General features: G+C 63.9%; 14 protein-coding genes and 2 pseudogenes. 7 read left to right on the top strand and 9 right to left on the bottom strand.

Going from position 1 to position 15,258, the window contains the following annotated elements:
* Positions 1 to 106 precede the first annotated feature (106 nt).
* The 5 genes from QZ149_RS00195 to QZ149_RS00175 are packed head-to-tail and all read left to right on the top strand — an operon-like array spanning position 107 to position 2,385.
* Positions 107 to 550 carry an Asp23/Gls24 family envelope stress response protein gene (locus QZ149_RS00195; RefSeq protein ID WP_291448452.1) on the top strand — a complete coding sequence of 148 codons (444 nt, stop codon included), beginning with the start codon at positions 107 to 109 and terminating at the stop codon, positions 548 to 550.
* Between the two features lie 32 nt (positions 551 to 582).
* Positions 583 to 759, top strand: a complete 177-nt coding sequence (locus QZ149_RS00190; protein WP_009057414.1) for a hypothetical protein — start codon at positions 583 to 585, stop codon at positions 757 to 759.
* A 38-nt stretch (positions 760 to 797) separates the two neighbouring features.
* Positions 798 to 1,178: a hypothetical protein gene (locus QZ149_RS00185; RefSeq protein WP_291448648.1), complete on the top strand. Its 381-nt coding sequence runs from the start codon at positions 798 to 800 to the stop codon at positions 1,176 to 1,178.
* Positions 1,175 to 1,723, top strand: coding sequence for a DUF6286 domain-containing protein (locus tag QZ149_RS00180; protein WP_291448444.1), 549 nt, complete (start codon positions 1,175 to 1,177; stop codon positions 1,721 to 1,723). The genes QZ149_RS00185 and QZ149_RS00180 overlap by 4 nt, the downstream gene beginning before the upstream one ends.
* 14 nt (positions 1,724 to 1,737) lie before the next feature.
* On the top strand, positions 1,738 to 2,385 hold the full coding sequence (locus QZ149_RS00175) for a hypothetical protein (RefSeq protein WP_291448441.1): 648 nt from the start codon (positions 1,738 to 1,740) through the stop codon (positions 2,383 to 2,385).
* Between the two features lie 144 nt (positions 2,386 to 2,529).
* Here the strand turns inward: QZ149_RS00175 and QZ149_RS00170 are convergent, their stop codons facing one another.
* From QZ149_RS00170 to QZ149_RS00160, 3 genes are all read right to left on the bottom strand, one after another.
* A complete protein-coding gene (locus tag QZ149_RS00170; protein WP_291448438.1) occupies positions 2,530 to 3,381 on the bottom strand; it encodes an ABC transporter transmembrane domain-containing protein in 852 nt (283 codons plus the stop codon).
* Positions 3,378 to 3,698, bottom strand: a complete 321-nt coding sequence (locus tag QZ149_RS00165) for an ABC transporter substrate-binding protein (protein WP_291448435.1) — start codon at positions 3,696 to 3,698, stop codon at positions 3,378 to 3,380. Before QZ149_RS00165 ends, QZ149_RS00170 begins: the two co-directional genes overlap by 4 nt.
* Before the next feature lie 97 nt (positions 3,699 to 3,795).
* Positions 3,796 to 7,239: an integrin alpha gene (locus QZ149_RS00160; RefSeq protein WP_291448433.1), complete on the bottom strand. Its 3,444-nt coding sequence runs from the start codon at positions 7,237 to 7,239 to the stop codon at positions 3,796 to 3,798.
* A gap of 469 nt (positions 7,240 to 7,708) precedes the next feature.
* On the opposite strand from QZ149_RS00160, the pseudogene QZ149_RS00150 reads away from it, so the two are divergent.
* Together QZ149_RS00150 and QZ149_RS00145 are read left to right on the top strand one after the other, a co-directional pair.
* A pseudogene (locus QZ149_RS00150) lies at positions 7,709 to 8,850 on the top strand (aldo/keto reductase).
* Between the two features lie 140 nt (positions 8,851 to 8,990).
* Positions 8,991 to 9,587 carry a hypothetical protein gene (locus QZ149_RS00145; protein ID WP_291448425.1) on the top strand — a complete coding sequence of 199 codons (597 nt, stop codon included), beginning with the start codon at positions 8,991 to 8,993 and terminating at the stop codon, positions 9,585 to 9,587.
* A 12-nt stretch (positions 9,588 to 9,599) separates the two neighbouring features.
* Here QZ149_RS00145 and QZ149_RS09960 read toward each other — a convergent pair.
* From QZ149_RS09960 to ychF, 6 genes and pseudogenes are all read right to left on the bottom strand, one after another.
* A pseudogene (locus QZ149_RS09960) lies at positions 9,600 to 10,233 on the bottom strand (terminase TerL endonuclease subunit); the annotation flags it as partial.
* A gap of 161 nt (positions 10,234 to 10,394) precedes the next feature.
* A complete protein-coding gene (locus QZ149_RS00130) occupies positions 10,395 to 10,694 on the bottom strand; it encodes a hypothetical protein (RefSeq protein ID WP_291448418.1) in 300 nt (99 codons plus the stop codon).
* A 617-nt stretch (positions 10,695 to 11,311) separates the two neighbouring features.
* Complete coding sequence (locus QZ149_RS00125) at positions 11,312 to 11,800, bottom strand: hypothetical protein (RefSeq protein ID WP_291448416.1); 489 nt, start codon at positions 11,798 to 11,800, stop codon at positions 11,312 to 11,314.
* 74 nt (positions 11,801 to 11,874) lie between these two features.
* Complete coding sequence (locus tag QZ149_RS00120; protein ID WP_291448414.1) at positions 11,875 to 12,846, bottom strand: recombinase family protein; 972 nt, start codon at positions 12,844 to 12,846, stop codon at positions 11,875 to 11,877.
* Positions 12,847 to 13,000: 154 nt separating this feature from the next.
* Positions 13,001 to 14,074, bottom strand: a complete 1,074-nt coding sequence (locus tag QZ149_RS00115) for an AAA family ATPase (RefSeq protein WP_291448412.1) — start codon at positions 14,072 to 14,074, stop codon at positions 13,001 to 13,003.
* 83 nt (positions 14,075 to 14,157) lie between these two features.
* Complete coding sequence (gene ychF / locus QZ149_RS00110; protein WP_291448409.1) at positions 14,158 to 15,258, bottom strand: redox-regulated ATPase YchF; 1,101 nt, start codon at positions 15,256 to 15,258, stop codon at positions 14,158 to 14,160.

Raw genomic sequence — 15,258 nt, 5'->3', positions numbered from 1 at the left:
GCACACAAGCTAATCGCGGTGCCTACGATGACACATCACTGACCCGTTGCTTGAGCCGCGCATCACCCCAGCGGCCCCCACCTTCGATTCAATGAAAGAGGCTCACATGAGCGACAACAACGAGAACGTTGAACAGGACAAGACCCCCGAGGGTCCCCTCCAGACCGACCACGGCACGACCACCATTGAGGAAAACGTCGTCGCTAAGATCGCCGGCATGGCCGCCCGCCAGGTGCCCGGCGTGTACGGCATGGGCAACGCCGTGCGCCGCGCCTTCAGCGCCGTAACTGACCGCATCCCCACCACCCAGACCAACGTCACCGGCGGCATCACCGTACACAAGGGCGAAACCCAGACCGCCATTGATGTCATCGTCGTCGTCGAGTATGGCTACTCCATCATCAACGTCTGCAACGATATTCGCAGCAACATCATCGACCAGATCGAAGGAACCACCGGCCTGGAGGTCGTCGAGGTCAACATCGACGTCACCGACGTCCACCTGCCCGAGGAGGAAATAAACACCTCCGCCTCAACCGATCTGAAGTAGTCGACCTCGACGCCTGGATCTGAGGAATTCTCATGAAGACAACGCACCTGGCTCTCCTGGTGGGCCTGTTCATGGGAGCCGTTCTCGCGTTCGGTTCCTTCGCCAGCTTCGTCCTCGTTGCCCTGTGCGGCGTCGTCGGATGGGTAGTGGGCCTCTATCTGGAGGGCCGGGTCGATGTCCAACGTATCCTCGATTGGCGAAAGAGGTGACGAGCGTGGCCGCGCCTGACTCCGCAGTCACGCAGTCGATGCCGTCGCGCAAGAAGGATTCTTCTTTGACGCAGCGTGGCACCACGACTATCCCGGCCAATGTAGTCGCCCGAATCGCCGCTCAAGCCGCGTTTGAGTTCGCCGCCGTCGGCTCGAACGCAGGTGGAGTCCTCGGAATTGGTTCCCGCCGAAACTTCGGGTCTCGCCCCGAGGCCACGTGCCAACTCTATGGACAGCGCGCGATCCTCCATCTGGACCTCGGCCTCGTCTTCCCCACCCCCTTGTCCTCCACTATCGAGGACCTGCGCGCGCACGTGAGCGGTCGCGTCGAAAAGCTGTGTGGGGTACGCGTCGCCAAGATGTCCATCGACATTTCGTGGCTCAACCCGAGCAATCATATCAGGAGGAGCCTGAGATGAGAGCACCCGTACCGGCACTCGTTTATCGCCCGACCCGGAGCACACCCGCCACCCTGTTGGCGTTGCTGCTCATCATCGTCGGAGGACTCGGCACATGGCTGACGGGATACCGCCTTCTCACTGGGGCCTGGCCGCAGCGCACCGTCACCACGCTCAACGCGGTCGGCACGGTGTCCTTCAGCTCCATCGCAGCACTTATTGCTGCCGGATTCGCGGCCGCATGCGGCCTGTTGATGTTTGTCGCAGCACTGTGGCCTGGCCGCCCCAAGCACATCGCATTTCTTCCCGACGATATCCCCGGGCAGACAGCACTTCACCGTTCTGACCTGGCGATCCTCGTGAAGCGGCACGTCGAACAGCTCGCCACGATTCGGTCCGCTTCCGCCACGGTGCGCAGGTCACGAGTCGAGGTTGTCGTCTTCAGCGACGCGGACGACTTAGACGCCGTGCGCGAAGCCGCGTCCAAGAAGACCGACGAGGCCCTGGAGGTTTTCAACCCCGAGGGCATCACCCGCAGCCGTGTCCGCGCCAAGCGCGTGAGCTGAAAGAGAACCGATTTATGCGTTCAGTTTCTGCCGCTCTCAACAGGGTTCTCCTGGCATTCTTCGGACTGCTTATCGTCTGCGCGTCCGCTTGGTTCCTCGCGTCCGGCCTCGACGTCGGCCACCATCTGCCCGTCATTTCCGTATACCTAGCTGCGGCGCACGACCAGATCGGGGCGATTCTTTCGCCTCGCGCCCACTGGCTCGTGCCATGTGGCGTTCTGGCATCTGCGCTCGCCTTCGTCGCTGGTCTGTTCCTGCTCCTCATGCAGGTGCCGCGCAGGCCTGCGAATTCTCCGCTCAGGCTCAGCGGCTCCGATAGTGCTCTGCTGGCTACTCTTTCCCCCGATGTCCTGTCGCAAGCCCTCTCCGAGCGCGTTCAGGACCTTCCCGGTGTCGAGCGCTGTACCGTCTTCGTTACCGGTTCTCCGAGCAAGCTCTGGGTTCAGGCGGACACGAGCGTCGCGCCGGACTGCGAGGTCGAGTGGACCGTGACCGAGCTCCGGAAGCTATTGAACGAGGACGTGGCTACGTCTCTGGGAACGCCTCCCAAGCGGCTCGACGTTCTCGTACGCCTGGCGCGCTCGGTGAGTTCGACGTCAACATCGAAGGCCGTCACGGGCCAGCCGTCGCCGGCAATCACAGGAACGGGAACAGGCGCATGAGACGTGGGGCAGGGCGGGCGTCGCCTTGCCCCACGTTTGTTGTGGGCAGGGCACCCCCATTCACGAGGCCGGGGCTGAGCCTGTCGTCACGATTCGCCCAAAGTGCAGACCACTTCGCTCCAATGAGGCGTTTTTCGCGACTTTTTACCGAGGTGGCCTGATCCACGAGACGACGATCGCGGCCGTCACGAGGAAGAGGGAGAACACCCCCTCCATGACGAACAGGATGAGCTGATTCCGCGCGAGAACCCGCATGACGGCGAGGCGGTTGTCCTCGCCCGTGCGCGCCAGGCGCTCCCCCACGCGGTCGGCCGCGCCGATCCCCACCAGAGTGGACAGGCCTTGGATGGCTTCGAGGAACTGGGCGGACAGACGGGCCCGCATCTCGCGCGAAGCCGACGAGTCGTCGCGGACGAAGCGCTGGAAGAGAGCGATCGAGAGGGGGACGAAGGGGATGCAGGCGACGAGGACGAGCGCGGCGACCGGGTCGATGAGCGCCCCGACGACGACGAGGACGAGGAAGGGCGTGGCGACGGCGCCGATGAGTTCGCCGATGTAGGCCTGCCGGTATTCGACGACGCGTTCGACGGAGTCGGTGAGCAGCGAGATCAGGCGCCCGGTCTCCTCGGCGCCGATTCGCGCGGGCCCCAGGCGGAAGGCGTGCTCGAGCAGGGCCCGCCGTATGCGGCGGGCCTCGCGGCTCCGGGAGGCGTCGGTCTCGCGGCCGAGGGCGAGCCTGGCGAGGCAGACGACGAGGATCCACACCGCCGTCAGGATGATCGAGGACTCGTGAAGTCGGGCGCCGACCAGGTGCGCGGCGAGGACGTCGGCGATGCCGATCAGGGCGAGAGCCGCGGCGCAGGCGCGGATCGAGATGAGGAGGGCTTGACGCGCGATCGCCGGGTTCCCGGGGGCGAAGAAGGCGCGCGCCTCCGGGGAGCGTCCCCGAGCCGTCGCCGCTTCGCCCCCGAGAGGGCCGCGTCCTCGGCGTCTCACCGATGCACCTCGGTCATGATCTTCTCGTAGCCGAGAGGGAGATTCGTGCCGGCGACCGCCGAGGCCTCGTTCATCGGCAGGAGCACGATCCGCTTGTTCTTCACGGCGGGGACCTCGGCCAGAGCCGGGTTCGACAGGAGTTCTTGGAAGGGGTCCATGCCCGCTCCCATGAAGTCCTCGACGAAGACGATGTCGGGGGCCGCGCGCACGACGAGTTCGGCGTCGATGGGAGCGGTGGCGGTCAGTCCGGCTTCCTGCGCCGCGTCGGCGCCTCCCGCGCGAATCGCGAGCGCCGGGATGGTGTTCTCGGCGCCCATCGCCCGGCTGCGAAATGAGCGCCCTTCCCCGACGGGGGAACGCATCGAGGAGCCGTCCCCCGTTCGCGGGGACGACTCCTCGATGAGGTTGGAAGGATCAGTCCTCGGCGCCGCGGCGCATCAGCACCGCGCCCGCCGCCAGGCAACCGAGTGCCACCGCGATCATGCCGCCCGCGGTGAAACCGGTGCGCGCGAGATCGGCCTTCCCACGACCCGGCCCCTTCGCGACCTCGGCACCCGGGGAGGGCGTCTGAGTCGTCGAGGACTGAGCGGTCGACGAATCGCCGGGACGCGCGTTCCCGTCGGGCTTCGGCGCGGCGCCATCGGGCAGGTCGACGGCCCTGGCGAGGATGTGCGCCGAGTGGGCGAAACCTTGGTCGCCGGTCGCGGCGTCGTCGATCACGCCGTCTCCGCCGATGGCGACCGTGGCCTTCCCGAGGTAGTCGCCGATGAAGGCGACGGCGCGGCCGAATCGGGAGCGCTCGCCGCGCGAAGCGATCTCCGTCGCCTTGATATCGGCGATTCCTCGAGGATCCGACGCGAACTCGTCGGTCGAGAACACCCACGCGCGCCCGTTCCCGGTCGAGCCGTAGGCGCCGACCACGAGCATCGCCGAACCCGATCCCGGAATCGGGAGGGCGTCGACCGCGTATCCGAACCCGTGGTCCTTCTCGCCTTCGGGGCCGGTGATGATCCTGACGCGCGCCGACGTCGCGCCCGGGTCCTTCGGCGAGATCACGACGTCGTCCAGCTCCTGGCCGATCGCGGCCTTCTCGCCCGCCACGAGCGCGACGCCGCCGGTTCCCTGGTTCGCGAGCAGGCCGCCGTCGAATCCGATGACGAAATCGTCGATCGAATCGCCGGTCACGTCGCCGACGTTCGCCACCGAGGTGCCCGCGCCGAGCCGGTGAGAGGCGTCGAAGGGCATCGTGAGCGCGAAGCCGGCACCGGGGGCTCCGGCCCGGACGCGCGCTCCGGCGGCGGAGCGGTCGCTCGTAGCGTCGGCGGCCCGCCCGTAGACGACCCACGCCTTGCCGGGGATCACGTAGTCGCGCATGTGCTGGAAGTCGGTCACGACGTAGTCCGCGGTGCCGTCGCCGTTCACGTCGCCCACGCGTGTGAAACTGTTGAAGGTGTTTCCCTCCGGCGAATCGATGCGCTGAAGAACGGCCGGGTCGTTCTTCGTGAGGTCGCGCATGTCGACGGGCGCGCCATCGGCCTTGCCGCGGAGGATGAACGCCGCGCCCTGCGGGGTCGCGTTCTTGTCGGCGGAGACGGCCGCGTTCGCGACGATGAAACCGACATCGGCCATGCCGTCGCCGTTCACGTCGCCCACGCGAGTGATGTTGAACGCGCCCGCGCCCACCGACGGAAGATCCACGTACCAGCCGTGCGCCGGATCGAGCTTGTTGAGGTCGACGTCGCGCAGGTGCGAGCCGCCGAAGACGACCCACACGCGAGACATCGTGTGCGAGCCGAAGGCGATATCGTCCACGCCGTCCTTGTTGACGTCGCCCAGGCACGCTACGGAGAACCCGATGTTGGCGTCGGTTGCGGGGTCGGCGGTGCGACGCGGGCCGAGGATCGAGATCGTCTCAGCGGAGGGGAGGGCTTGACCGGCGGTACCGCCCGGGATGATCGAGATCTCGCCGGTGACGTTCAAGATCCAGCCGCGCGTGGGCGTGCTCTCCGCGTAGTACGGATCCCACTTCCATTGGGACCGCACGACGTTGCCCGAGATGATGTCGGGGCGCCCGTCCCCGGTCACATCGCACGCGCCTCGCGCGAGCGAGCCCCCCAGGCCGGACGAGAACTCGCCGAGCCACGACTTCTCGGTCGGGGTGTCGAGCGGGACGAAGGAGGTCTCCTCCTTGCGGGGCTGGGGCTCGGGGATCGGAGCGACGATCTCCTCGTCGTCGCTGTGGGTCTTCTCGCCCTGGCGCGACATGTCGACGGTCCATACGTCGATGCGGCCCTTCGAGTCCGATGTGTAGACGCCCTGCAGAGGGTCGTCTCCTCGGCGCGGAATGATGCCGAGCCCCGCGCCGGGGTCGCTCTCACCGCCCTCGGCGGAGACGAATGTCGCATGGTGCGCGCCGGGGAGATCGAGGATCCCCTGCCCCGCGTTGAAGTCCTGCGTGAACGCCTTCGCGGAGATCGCGAGCGCACCGGGGTGCTCGCCATCCTTCGGGCGGCCGACGAAGAGGGCGCCCGGATACTCCCCGCCGTCGACCCACGCGAGTGACGCGCCGAGCCGTCCGTACAGGGGGCTGCGGAAGAGATAGCCGGTCCGTTTCGCCGATTCGCTCGCATGAACCGGAGCGGATGCCGTGGAGTCGAGGTCGATGACGGTGTCGATCCCCGCTTGAACGACGGCGAAGGCGCCGGCCTCGTTGTTGTGGCCCGGCGCGCCGACGGCGAGATCAGGAGCGCCGTCCGCGTTGATGTCGCCGATCCGGGCGATCGCCGCACCGAATTCAGCGCTTGCTCCCTGCTTCGACGCGCCGACGATACGGGGCGCGCCGTCGAGGCTGCTCGCCGACGCCGGGGCGTAGGCCACCGTGCTCGTCGCGGGAGTGCCGACCGCGAGGTCGGATCCGAAGGCGAGCAGTGCGAGGCCCTTCGAGGTATCGACGTTCCAGGTGGCGGAGGCGATATCGCGCAGCAGGCGGCGCGCGCCGGGCGCGCTCGCGTCGGCGGTTCCAGCACCGGCCGCGCTCGCGTCGGATTCGGCGCCGGTCTCGGTCGCGCTCCGCTCCGGGGTTGAGTCGTCGGAGTCGAACAGGTCGGCGACGTCGGGGTCGAGTTCGCCGCCCGAGCCGAGAGGAGGTTCGGGGCCGTCCTCGTTCCACTCGTCGTCGTTGGATCCGGTGGGGGGATCCGAGGGCGGAGCGGGAGGCTTCGGCGTCGTCTCGAAGCGCGCGGTATCGACGATCGTGACCTTATCGGCCGTGCCGACCGCGAGGAACGGGCTGTCCGGGCTTCCCGCGATCGCGAGCACATCGGCGTCGGGGTCGATCGCGGCCAGGAGTCGAGGGGCCGCGGAGTCGGAGGAGTACAGGTAGACCGCGCGCTCGCCGGCGACGGCGACGTGGGGCGCGCCCTTGATGGAGACGCAGGTGACGGCATTGCCGAATGCGTTCTCACCGGCCGGGGCCGCGGTGGTGAGGAGGTTGCGCTGTTCGCTCAGCGAGATCTCGACCTCGTCGCTCGGATCACCGTAGGGGATGTAGGGGAGGACGTGGAGGCCCGTGCGATTCGCGAAGATCATGTCGGCCAGACTATCGCCGGTGATGTCGCAGGATACGGGAGTCGTCGCGCCCGCGTCCTTGTACGTGAGGCGATCCGTCTTGCGAATGATGTCGCCGTAGCGCGACTCGTAGATCCAGGAGAATCGCAGCGAGTCCGAATCAGCTCCGCTGGCGCGGCGTTCCCCGTGCTCGGTCGTCGACGTCGGGTTCGCCGGTTCGGAACCGGACGCCGGACTCGTCGCGACGGCTGCGAACGTCGGGCTCGCAGTACCGAGCGCGAGCGATGCCATGGCGATTCCTGAGAGTGTTCGTGAAAGTGTCTTCACCTCGGCCCTTTCGTAAATTTATGCAAGCCTAACCTTAGACGTGGCGGGTGATTCTTGGGAAGAAGATGAAGCGGACGACACACGGAGCGAGGGATCGAGGACGCAGCGCTGGGCTCGCTGATCGGAGATGCTGGTCGAGCAGGTGATGGGCGATCGGTTTCCACAGGCCGAGTGGGGTCTGCGATGCTTGCGGAAGCGGATCCGGCCGGCCGGCGCGTCGCGGAGTTCTCGCTCCGAGGCGCGGCAGGGGCGCAGGCCCGGCCCTCAGCGGGGATTCGACGGAAGAGCGACGCCCCACGGCCGACGACGAATCGAACGCACGGAGAGGACCGATCATGGAACGCACGACGCTGGGCACGACCGGCATCTCGATCCAGAGGCTCTGGCTCGGCGGGATGAGCTTCGGGAAGGTCTTCCCCGCTTCCACTAGTGGATGGTCCGCGTGGACGAGACCGAGGCGATCATCACCCGCGCCCTCGAACTCGGCGTGAACTTCATCGACACGGCGAACACCTACGCGCACGGCACGAACGAGGAGTACATCGGCGAAGCCCTCCGTCGCCTCGCCGTGCCGCGCGAGGACGTCGTCCTCGCCTCGAAGGCCTACTTCAACGAGGGACATCTGTCGAGGGGGCGATCGAGCGGGAGATCGAGGGGACCTTGACGCGCCTCGGCGTCGACTACCTCAACCTCTACATCATCCACCGCTTCGACCTCTACATCATCCACCGCTTCGACTACTCGACTCCCATGGCCGAGACGATGGAGGCGCTCGACAGGCTCGTCCGCGACGGTCGTGCGCGGGCGCTCGGCGCCTCCGCGATGTACGGCTACCAGCTCCACAACCTCCAGCGGGTCGCCGACGAGAACGGATGGACGCGCTTATCGAGCCTGCAGAACCACTACAACCTGCTCTACCGCGAGGACGAGCGCGAGCTCATCCCGGTCGTGCGCCAGTACGGCATGAGCCTCACGCCGTACAGCCCGCTCGCCTCGGGCCACCTCACAAGATCGACCTGGGACTCCGACTCGGTCCGTTCGACGACGGACGGGACGATGCGCCAGAAGTACGATCGCGATCGGGAGATCGACATGCCGATCGTCGTGCTCGAAGCCTTCGAGGGTCGACGACGCCGTCCGCGCGTTCTCGCTAGAGCTCTCGGCCGAGGAGGTCGCCTTCCTCGAGGAGCCCTACGTCGCCCACGACCTCGTCGGACCGCTCGCGCGCCCGAGCGAGAAGGCGCTCGCGGGGACGGTCGTTCCGCAACAGCCGGGACAGAAGAACGCATGACGACGAGGGCGCAGTCGGCCGCCGGGAATGAGGTCGAGGACTACCTCGCCTCGATTCCGCCGACCGCGCGCCCTCGTTTGGACACCGCGCGCCCTCGTTTGGACACCGCACGCCCTCGTTTGGACACCGCACGCCCCGCCCTCACGGGCCTGACGCTCGCAGACCACGCGAACTGCGCGCTTAGGCAACTCGGGACCGAACCTTCCCGGGCACACTCCGATTCTCCTTCGCGAGACTCGGAACAAACCCCAGGACGCTTCAGAACGAGTAGCCACCGCTCGTGAGCGCGTGGTCGTCAGCTTGGCTGAATGTTGATGCCGCGCAGCCAGTCGAAGAATCCCATTTGCCTCACCTTTCACAGATAAGATCAGATCGATGACCGGGGAAGAAGCGTGTGCCCGATTAGAGACAATGGAGCAAACCCATGACCAGGAAGTCAGTAAAATCATCGGGCAACAAAACCCGAGAGAAGAAGAAATCTTGGCGCAGTTGGATCTCCGCATCTGAGGCAATTTCGCTAGTTTCACTCATCATCGCCGTAGCGGCACTTGGCTTCAACATCCATGATCGCAATCGCGCAATCGAGGCAGAACAATTCCACCAAGCAAATCAAGCATTTGCCCGAATAACAATTAGCGCGGACATCTCACAGGTCGAATCAGGCCAGTATGGGAAAGAGATCACTTCCACCTTCCACAACTCGTCACCGAATCCAGTATTCAACCTGGTTCTAGCCATGCCCAAACCGCTTAATACCTTAAGCGTCTCCGGCGATAATTACCACGAATTCCAGAATACGGAGCATGGATTCGAGATCCCCTTTCCGACCGTTTCACCTGGCGAGAAGGTTGAATACGCGAACACGTACAGTCAGGATCTATTCAGTTCACAACCACCCCGCGTAATCTTGAACGAGAACTTTCGCTTTTGCTTTACAGATGTCAACGATCAGCGGTGGATGGCAGACCATCACGACGCACAGAGGATCTCTTCGACAAATGAGTGCATTGAAGACAAGTAGATCGGCAATTCGCTAGAACACCAACAGCCCTCGTTCGTCGTAGACTCTGCCCGAGCCTGGCGCGCTGCCGTTTCTGATGGCTCGGTCGAGGGCCATGATGGTGGCGACGACTCCGCCAATCTTCTCGGTGGACTCTTGCTTGTCGGGTTTGATGTTGCCTGCCGGGTCGGTTCGGACATGGATGTCGTCGACCATCCATGCCAGTACGGGGTGGCCTGCGTGGGCGAGGTTGCCTTCTCATCAGTTCCTTGGAGGGTGGGTTCATGTCTTTGAAGCCTTGCCCGAAGGCGATGACGGCGAAGCCCGCTTCTTCGAGGTTCTGGCTCATCTGGACCGCATCCCATCAGTCGAACGCGATCTCACGGATGTCCAAGCGCTCCCCTAATTGTTCGACGAAGGTTTCGATGCCGGCGTAGTGGACGACGTCGCCTTCGCCGGTTTGCAGGAAGCCTTGGCGTTCCCACAGGTCATACGGGGCATGATCACGGTTCACGCGCTGTTCGATGTTGTCTTTGGGGATCCAAAACCACGGCGCGATCACGCACTTGTCGTCGCCGGTCTCTGGCGGAAAGACGAGGACGAACGCCGTGATGTCAGTGGTGGAAGCCAGGTCGAGTCCGCCGTAACACACCCGGCCTTCCGACTCTGTGAAGCGTCGGCGGAGAGGTACGCCGCACGCGCCAAAGCCAAACGCGAAGCAGAAGCAGCCGAGCACAAAGGCCCGAACACCATGAGAGGGCGAACACGGAAGCGCCCCCAGAGCCGACGAACGGCCCCCAGGGGCGCAACTAGGACGACAACGGGACGCTACGCCCGCACCTCATCCCGACACGTCGACAGCGCCACCAAGGTGGGGACGAGATCCGCGAGCGTCCGGCGGAGCGCCTCGAGATCCCGGAGGGTGTGCGCAGTCGTCAACGCGTCCACAGTTGGCCCGCCCTCGTCGTTCACGGTGACCTCGAGGAGGATCTCCGCGCCGTCGCCGGGCGCCTCGAGGACGAGACTCCGGTACCAGGTGGCAGGGTCGCCGGGGTCAGTTGAGAGGGTGGAGGAGCACCACCAACGGGCAGGGGTGAGATCCCGGAAGGGAATCGTCGAAGCGTTCATCGGGCCACCGCCTCGAGGGCGTGGAGACGGGCGGACCCCAGCCGTGCCGCTGGAGCATCGCCGGGGTCAGGCTGGATGGGGGTGAACGTGCGGGTCATGGTGTTTCGCCTTTCGGAAGCAGCGACACCGTGCCCGGCGTGAAGCGTCCGTGCGGCTGCTATACCCCACGCACCGACGTTCCGAACGCATATGCGCAGGTCAGATAGCATTGGGTGGAGCTAAGGGAGCACGTGTCGAACTCATCCTAGGACGCGATCACCTGCTGCTCGTGGCACTTGCCCTATAGAGGACGTAATGCGTTCAGATGTGTGCAGTGTGTGCAACACCAAGTTTTCCTTGGTATCTCAACAAAAAGTACTGTACACATGATGTGTGCACAATGTGCACAATGTGTGCAATGTGTGCAATGTGTGCAGCACTGTGTGTTCCCGGTCTCATTCACATGTTGCCGACCAGATGCATGGGCATTTCACCTCACGAGCTCGTCCTCCTGTGCGGATGAGCTCGCGCCCCGAAGGGACGCTGACCAGTTTCGCCTTTTCGCGCCCGCAGGGTGCGGTCTTGTATGCTTCTGGATCCCCACCTGGAGCACCCAACGTCAGCACCTCGGAGCCACTTCACTTCCACACGATTTCAACCGACTCAGGATCAAAGCCCTTTTTGCCCTGCTTTGCCCGCTTGAGCGTCACGGTCATGAGCGTGTCGATCATGGTGCGCTGCAACGCGATGGGAGCCTCCAGGAAAGCCGCTGCCGGGTCTGGTGTGCCGAGGATCGGCGCGAGCACCGTTCCGGTTCCAGAGGCGAGGCGCTCGGCCTCAAGGCGGGTGATCTCAGTGCGAGCAGCGTCGCGGATGCGGGCGAGGTCAGCACCCTCGATCACCTCGGCGTCGTAGTCTCGCTCAGCACGAGCAATGCGTGCGCGCTGCTGTGCGATCTGCTCCGAAAAAGCGTCCTTGACCTCGGGGTCCGCCTGCTTCTTGTGACGCCTGAGGTCCTTCTTCTGGAGCCGGGCGACAACGAGAGCCCGCACGAAGTCATCAATCGCGTCTCGGGTTCGGTTGAGATGCCCGGCGTTGCAGCTGTAGTAGCGGGCGCGGGTTCGCACCGGCTCCCCACACTCACCGCATCGATAAAGCCCTGCCCCCAGGTGTTTGCGAACGGTGGAGCCGCTGCGGTTCGTCACGCGGGCAGGGTCGTCGAGAAGGTTCTGAACTGTCCACCATTGATCTGCTTCGACGATCGCCTCCCACTGCCCGAGGACGAGCTCCCCGTTCTCATCCTTGACGAGGGCAGGGCCTTACGGCGCGATTCCCCGGCCTCCTGCCGACGAGTGTCCTTCGAGGTGTAGACCGAGTACCCCGCATAGCGAGGGTTCCGCAGGATGCCGAGCACCGTCGAGGGTGACCAGGGCTTGTCATCGGGCACCGGGCGAAGCTGCTTGCCCTCAGCCTGCCGTCGAGCATTGCGTTCGAGGACGATCGTCCGACTGTGCAGGGGCACGCGCGGAACCCCAGCCGCCTCGCCGTCGGCCTGAGCGCCGCTGAGGGCGCGTGCGATTCCGTGCAGCGAGTCCCCTCGAAGGAAGGCAGCGTAGATGGCACGCACAGCCTCAGCCTCGTGAGGGATGAGCTCGCCAGCGGTGGTATAGCCCATCGGACGAACCCCTTTGGGTGGCCTCCCTTGCCGGGCACGTTGGACGTGCGCCCGAGACTGGCGAGCGCCCTTGCGCTCGACCTCCGCTCGCGCGACCGCAGCCTTGATGCGGGCGTACATGCGCCCGCCGTCGGTGCCAAGGTCAGCGTCGCCGTTCGCAGTGACAAGAAGTAGGCCACGGGACTCTGCTCGGTCGATCCAGTCTTCAAGTTCCCGAGGCTGTCGGGCGAGCCGGTCGAGGTCGTAGCACACGATCGCGTCAAGAAGCCCCGCCTCGTAGTCAGCGACCATCCGCAGGTAGGCAGGGCGCTTTTTCGTCTTATCCGAGGCCGAAATTGATTGATCGACGTAAGTCTCGACGATCTCCCAGCCACGGAACTGAGCGAGCTTCTCGCAGTCCTCGCGCTGACGGTCAATCGCGAGGCCGTCCATCTCACGGTCGAGAGAGATACGAAGGTAGATGGCTGCACGGACAGGCTGGGAGGAGGTCGGCTTCATGCCTCCAGTTTACTTCTTAGACGTAAGCCCCGTGCGAAACTCCACGACATCGCCTTCCAGCACATTTACCCCTGCACGCAATGCTCATGACACCTCATCTGAGCCAGAACAGTCATTCGCGGCAAGCAATCTTAAGGCACAGACTCTCTAATCATTATTTCTGATATCTCTTAACCCGTTTGAACCAGTCCTCAATGACTTCGATTTCGTTTTCTAACTCGCCGACTTCTGGTGGAGAGTAGTTGAGTTCAGGATGAGGGTCATGCCGTGATGCCCACCCAGAGATACGACTGTAGGAGTCATCGTAGGTTTTCACATCTTGTTCTGTAACGCGACCAATAATACGTAGTTTTCCGACTCGAACCTCTAATGACGCAAAGTCGACCAGAGGCTCCGCGATAACTTGGCTAATTATCCGCTCCCAAGTTTGAGACATGTGGCCTGCGATCTTTTCGGTTTCTCGTTGATAATCCTCTTCAGGCATCCCCTTTTCCTGTCGGCGCAGAGCCGCAACTTCCTGCCTTAACTTATTGACACGTTGTGCTGCGTCTTTTGCAGTCCAGGGATGATGTTCAGTCGTATAACCCGGCTCTGCTTTCCTTCGCTTTTCAATGCCTCGCGTAGCATACGGTACGGCGATTTCGTCTGCCGCCTTACGCAGGAGCATGGTGAAGGCTACGTCATGCGTGAACACCACAACTTGTCTATCTTTAGCTAACTCAACGATTCGCCTAGCAACAGATTCACGTTTCATATGATCAAGAGAGGAAACCGGATCATCGAAGATCAGTGCTGACTTACTAGCATCGAAATGTGCCTCCGTGAGAAAACCTACAAAACCAAGCGAAGTCTGTTCTCCCTCAGAAAGGACCTCAGTAAGCTTCGTTCCGGAACGGGCATCTCGAAAATCCGCCTTATGCAGTTGAGAACCTTGTCGCGCTCTGGTAGCCCTAAACCTAACATGTTCCAGACCAAGATTCTGCGCCTCGCGAGTAAAGAACTCGTCCGCCTCCTGAGTTACGTAGGCGCGAGTAAGTTCGCTGACTTTCTTGGTAATTGAACGGGTGTTTGTCTCGGACAGCTTCCTATCAAACTCATTTATCATCTGAAGTCGAGTACGTTCAGCTTCAATGAGTTGCCACCCATCGTGCATCGCAATTTGATCGCACAGTTGACGCTCTTGCGCTTCTGCTTTCGCCAGTTGCACTTCGAAACCCTCTGAGTTCATGCTATCGGCTTGGTCGCGATGAGTGACGGTGGTGTCAATGGGTGGTAGCAATGAGTTGGTTGAGAAGAAGGAATGCTCTACACTCACTTCTTACCCCCAGACGTAAGCCCCGTGCGGAACTCCACGACGTCACCGTCGTGCATCACATAGTCCTTGCCTTCCATGCGGACCTTGCCGGCGGCCTTCGCGGCGGCCATGGAGCCGGCTTCGACCAGGTCGTCGTAGGAGACGACCTCGGCCTTGATGAAGCCCTTCTCGAAGTCCGTGTGGATGACGCCGGCGGCCTTGGGGGCGGTGTCGCCCTTGTGGATCGTCCAGGCGCGCGCTTCCTTCTCGCCGGCGGTGAGGTAGGTCTGTAGGCCGAGGGTGCCGAAGCCGACGCGGGCCAGCTTGTCCAGGCCGGACTCGTCCTGGCCGGATTCGGCGAGCATCTCGCGGGCGTCCTCGTCGTCCAGTTCAACCAGTTCGGCCTCGAACTGGGCGTCTAGGAAGATGGCCTCGGCGGGGGCGACGAGGGAGCGCAGTTCGTCCTTCATCTCCTCGTTGTCCATCTCGGCGGCGTCCATGTTGAACACGAAGATGAAGGGCTTGGAGGTCATGAGCTGGAAGGAACGCAGCGCGTCCTGGTCCAGCTTGGCTCCCTCGGGGCCGGACAGCAGCTCGCCGCGCTCCAGCAGGTCGAGGGCCGCCCGCGCGGTCTCGAGGACGATCGGCTCGGTCTTCTTGCCGCGCACCTCCTTTTCGAGGCGCGGGATCTGCTTCTCGATCGTCTGCATGTCGGCGAGGATCAGCTCGGTCTTAATGGTCTCAATGTCCGAGGCCGGGTCCACCTTGCCGTCGACGTGCACGACGTCGGGGTCGGAGAAAGCGCGCGTGACCTGGCAGATCGCGTCGGCCTCGCGGATGTTGGCGAGGAACTGGTTGCCCAGGCCTTCACCCTCGGAGGCGCCGCGCACGATGCCTGCGATGTCCACGAAGGAGACGGTGGCAGGCAGGATGCGCTGGGAGCCGAAGATCTCCGCGAGCTTGTTCAGGCGCGGGTCGGGCAGGGGCACGACGCCAACGTTGGGCTCGATGGTCGCGAAGGGATAGTTCGCGGCGAGTACGGTCGCGCGGGTCAGGGCGTTGAACAGGGTGGACTTGCCGACGTTGGGCAGTCCAGCGATACCGATAGTAAGAGACAC

Origin of the sequence: Actinomyces sp. ICM47 (assembly GCF_905369875.1) — a bacterium.
GTDB lineage: Bacteria > Actinomycetota > Actinomycetes > Actinomycetales > Actinomycetaceae > Pauljensenia.
The sequence above is the reverse complement of the archived record's forward strand: the minus strand, read 5'-3'. Positions and strand labels throughout refer to the sequence as shown.

Coding starts and splice junctions, on each gene's coding strand:
- QZ149_RS00195 (WP_291448452.1), top strand. CDS start 107: ATGAGCGACAACAACGAGAACGTTGAACAGGACAAGACCCCCGAGGGT.
- QZ149_RS00190 (WP_009057414.1), top strand. CDS start 583: ATGAAGACAACGCACCTGGCTCTCCTGGTGGGCCTGTTCATGGGAGCC.
- QZ149_RS00185 (WP_291448648.1), top strand. CDS start 798: ATGCCGTCGCGCAAGAAGGATTCTTCTTTGACGCAGCGTGGCACCACG.
- QZ149_RS00180 (WP_291448444.1), top strand. CDS start 1,175: ATGAGAGCACCCGTACCGGCACTCGTTTATCGCCCGACCCGGAGCACA.
- QZ149_RS00175 (WP_291448441.1), top strand. CDS start 1,738: ATGCGTTCAGTTTCTGCCGCTCTCAACAGGGTTCTCCTGGCATTCTTC.
- QZ149_RS00165 (WP_291448435.1), bottom strand. CDS start 3,698: ATGGGCGCCGAGAACACCATCCCGGCGCTCGCGATTCGCGCGGGAGGC.
- QZ149_RS00160 (WP_291448433.1), bottom strand. CDS start 7,239: ATGGCATCGCTCGCGCTCGGTACTGCGAGCCCGACGTTCGCAGCCGTC.
- QZ149_RS00145 (WP_291448425.1), top strand. CDS start 8,991: ATGACCAGGAAGTCAGTAAAATCATCGGGCAACAAAACCCGAGAGAAG.
- QZ149_RS00130 (WP_291448418.1), bottom strand. CDS start 10,694: ATGAACGCTTCGACGATTCCCTTCCGGGATCTCACCCCTGCCCGTTGG.
- QZ149_RS00120 (WP_291448414.1), bottom strand. CDS start 12,846: ATGAAGCCGACCTCCTCCCAGCCTGTCCGTGCAGCCATCTACCTTCGT.
- QZ149_RS00115 (WP_291448412.1), bottom strand. CDS start 14,074: ATGAACTCAGAGGGTTTCGAAGTGCAACTGGCGAAAGCAGAAGCGCAA.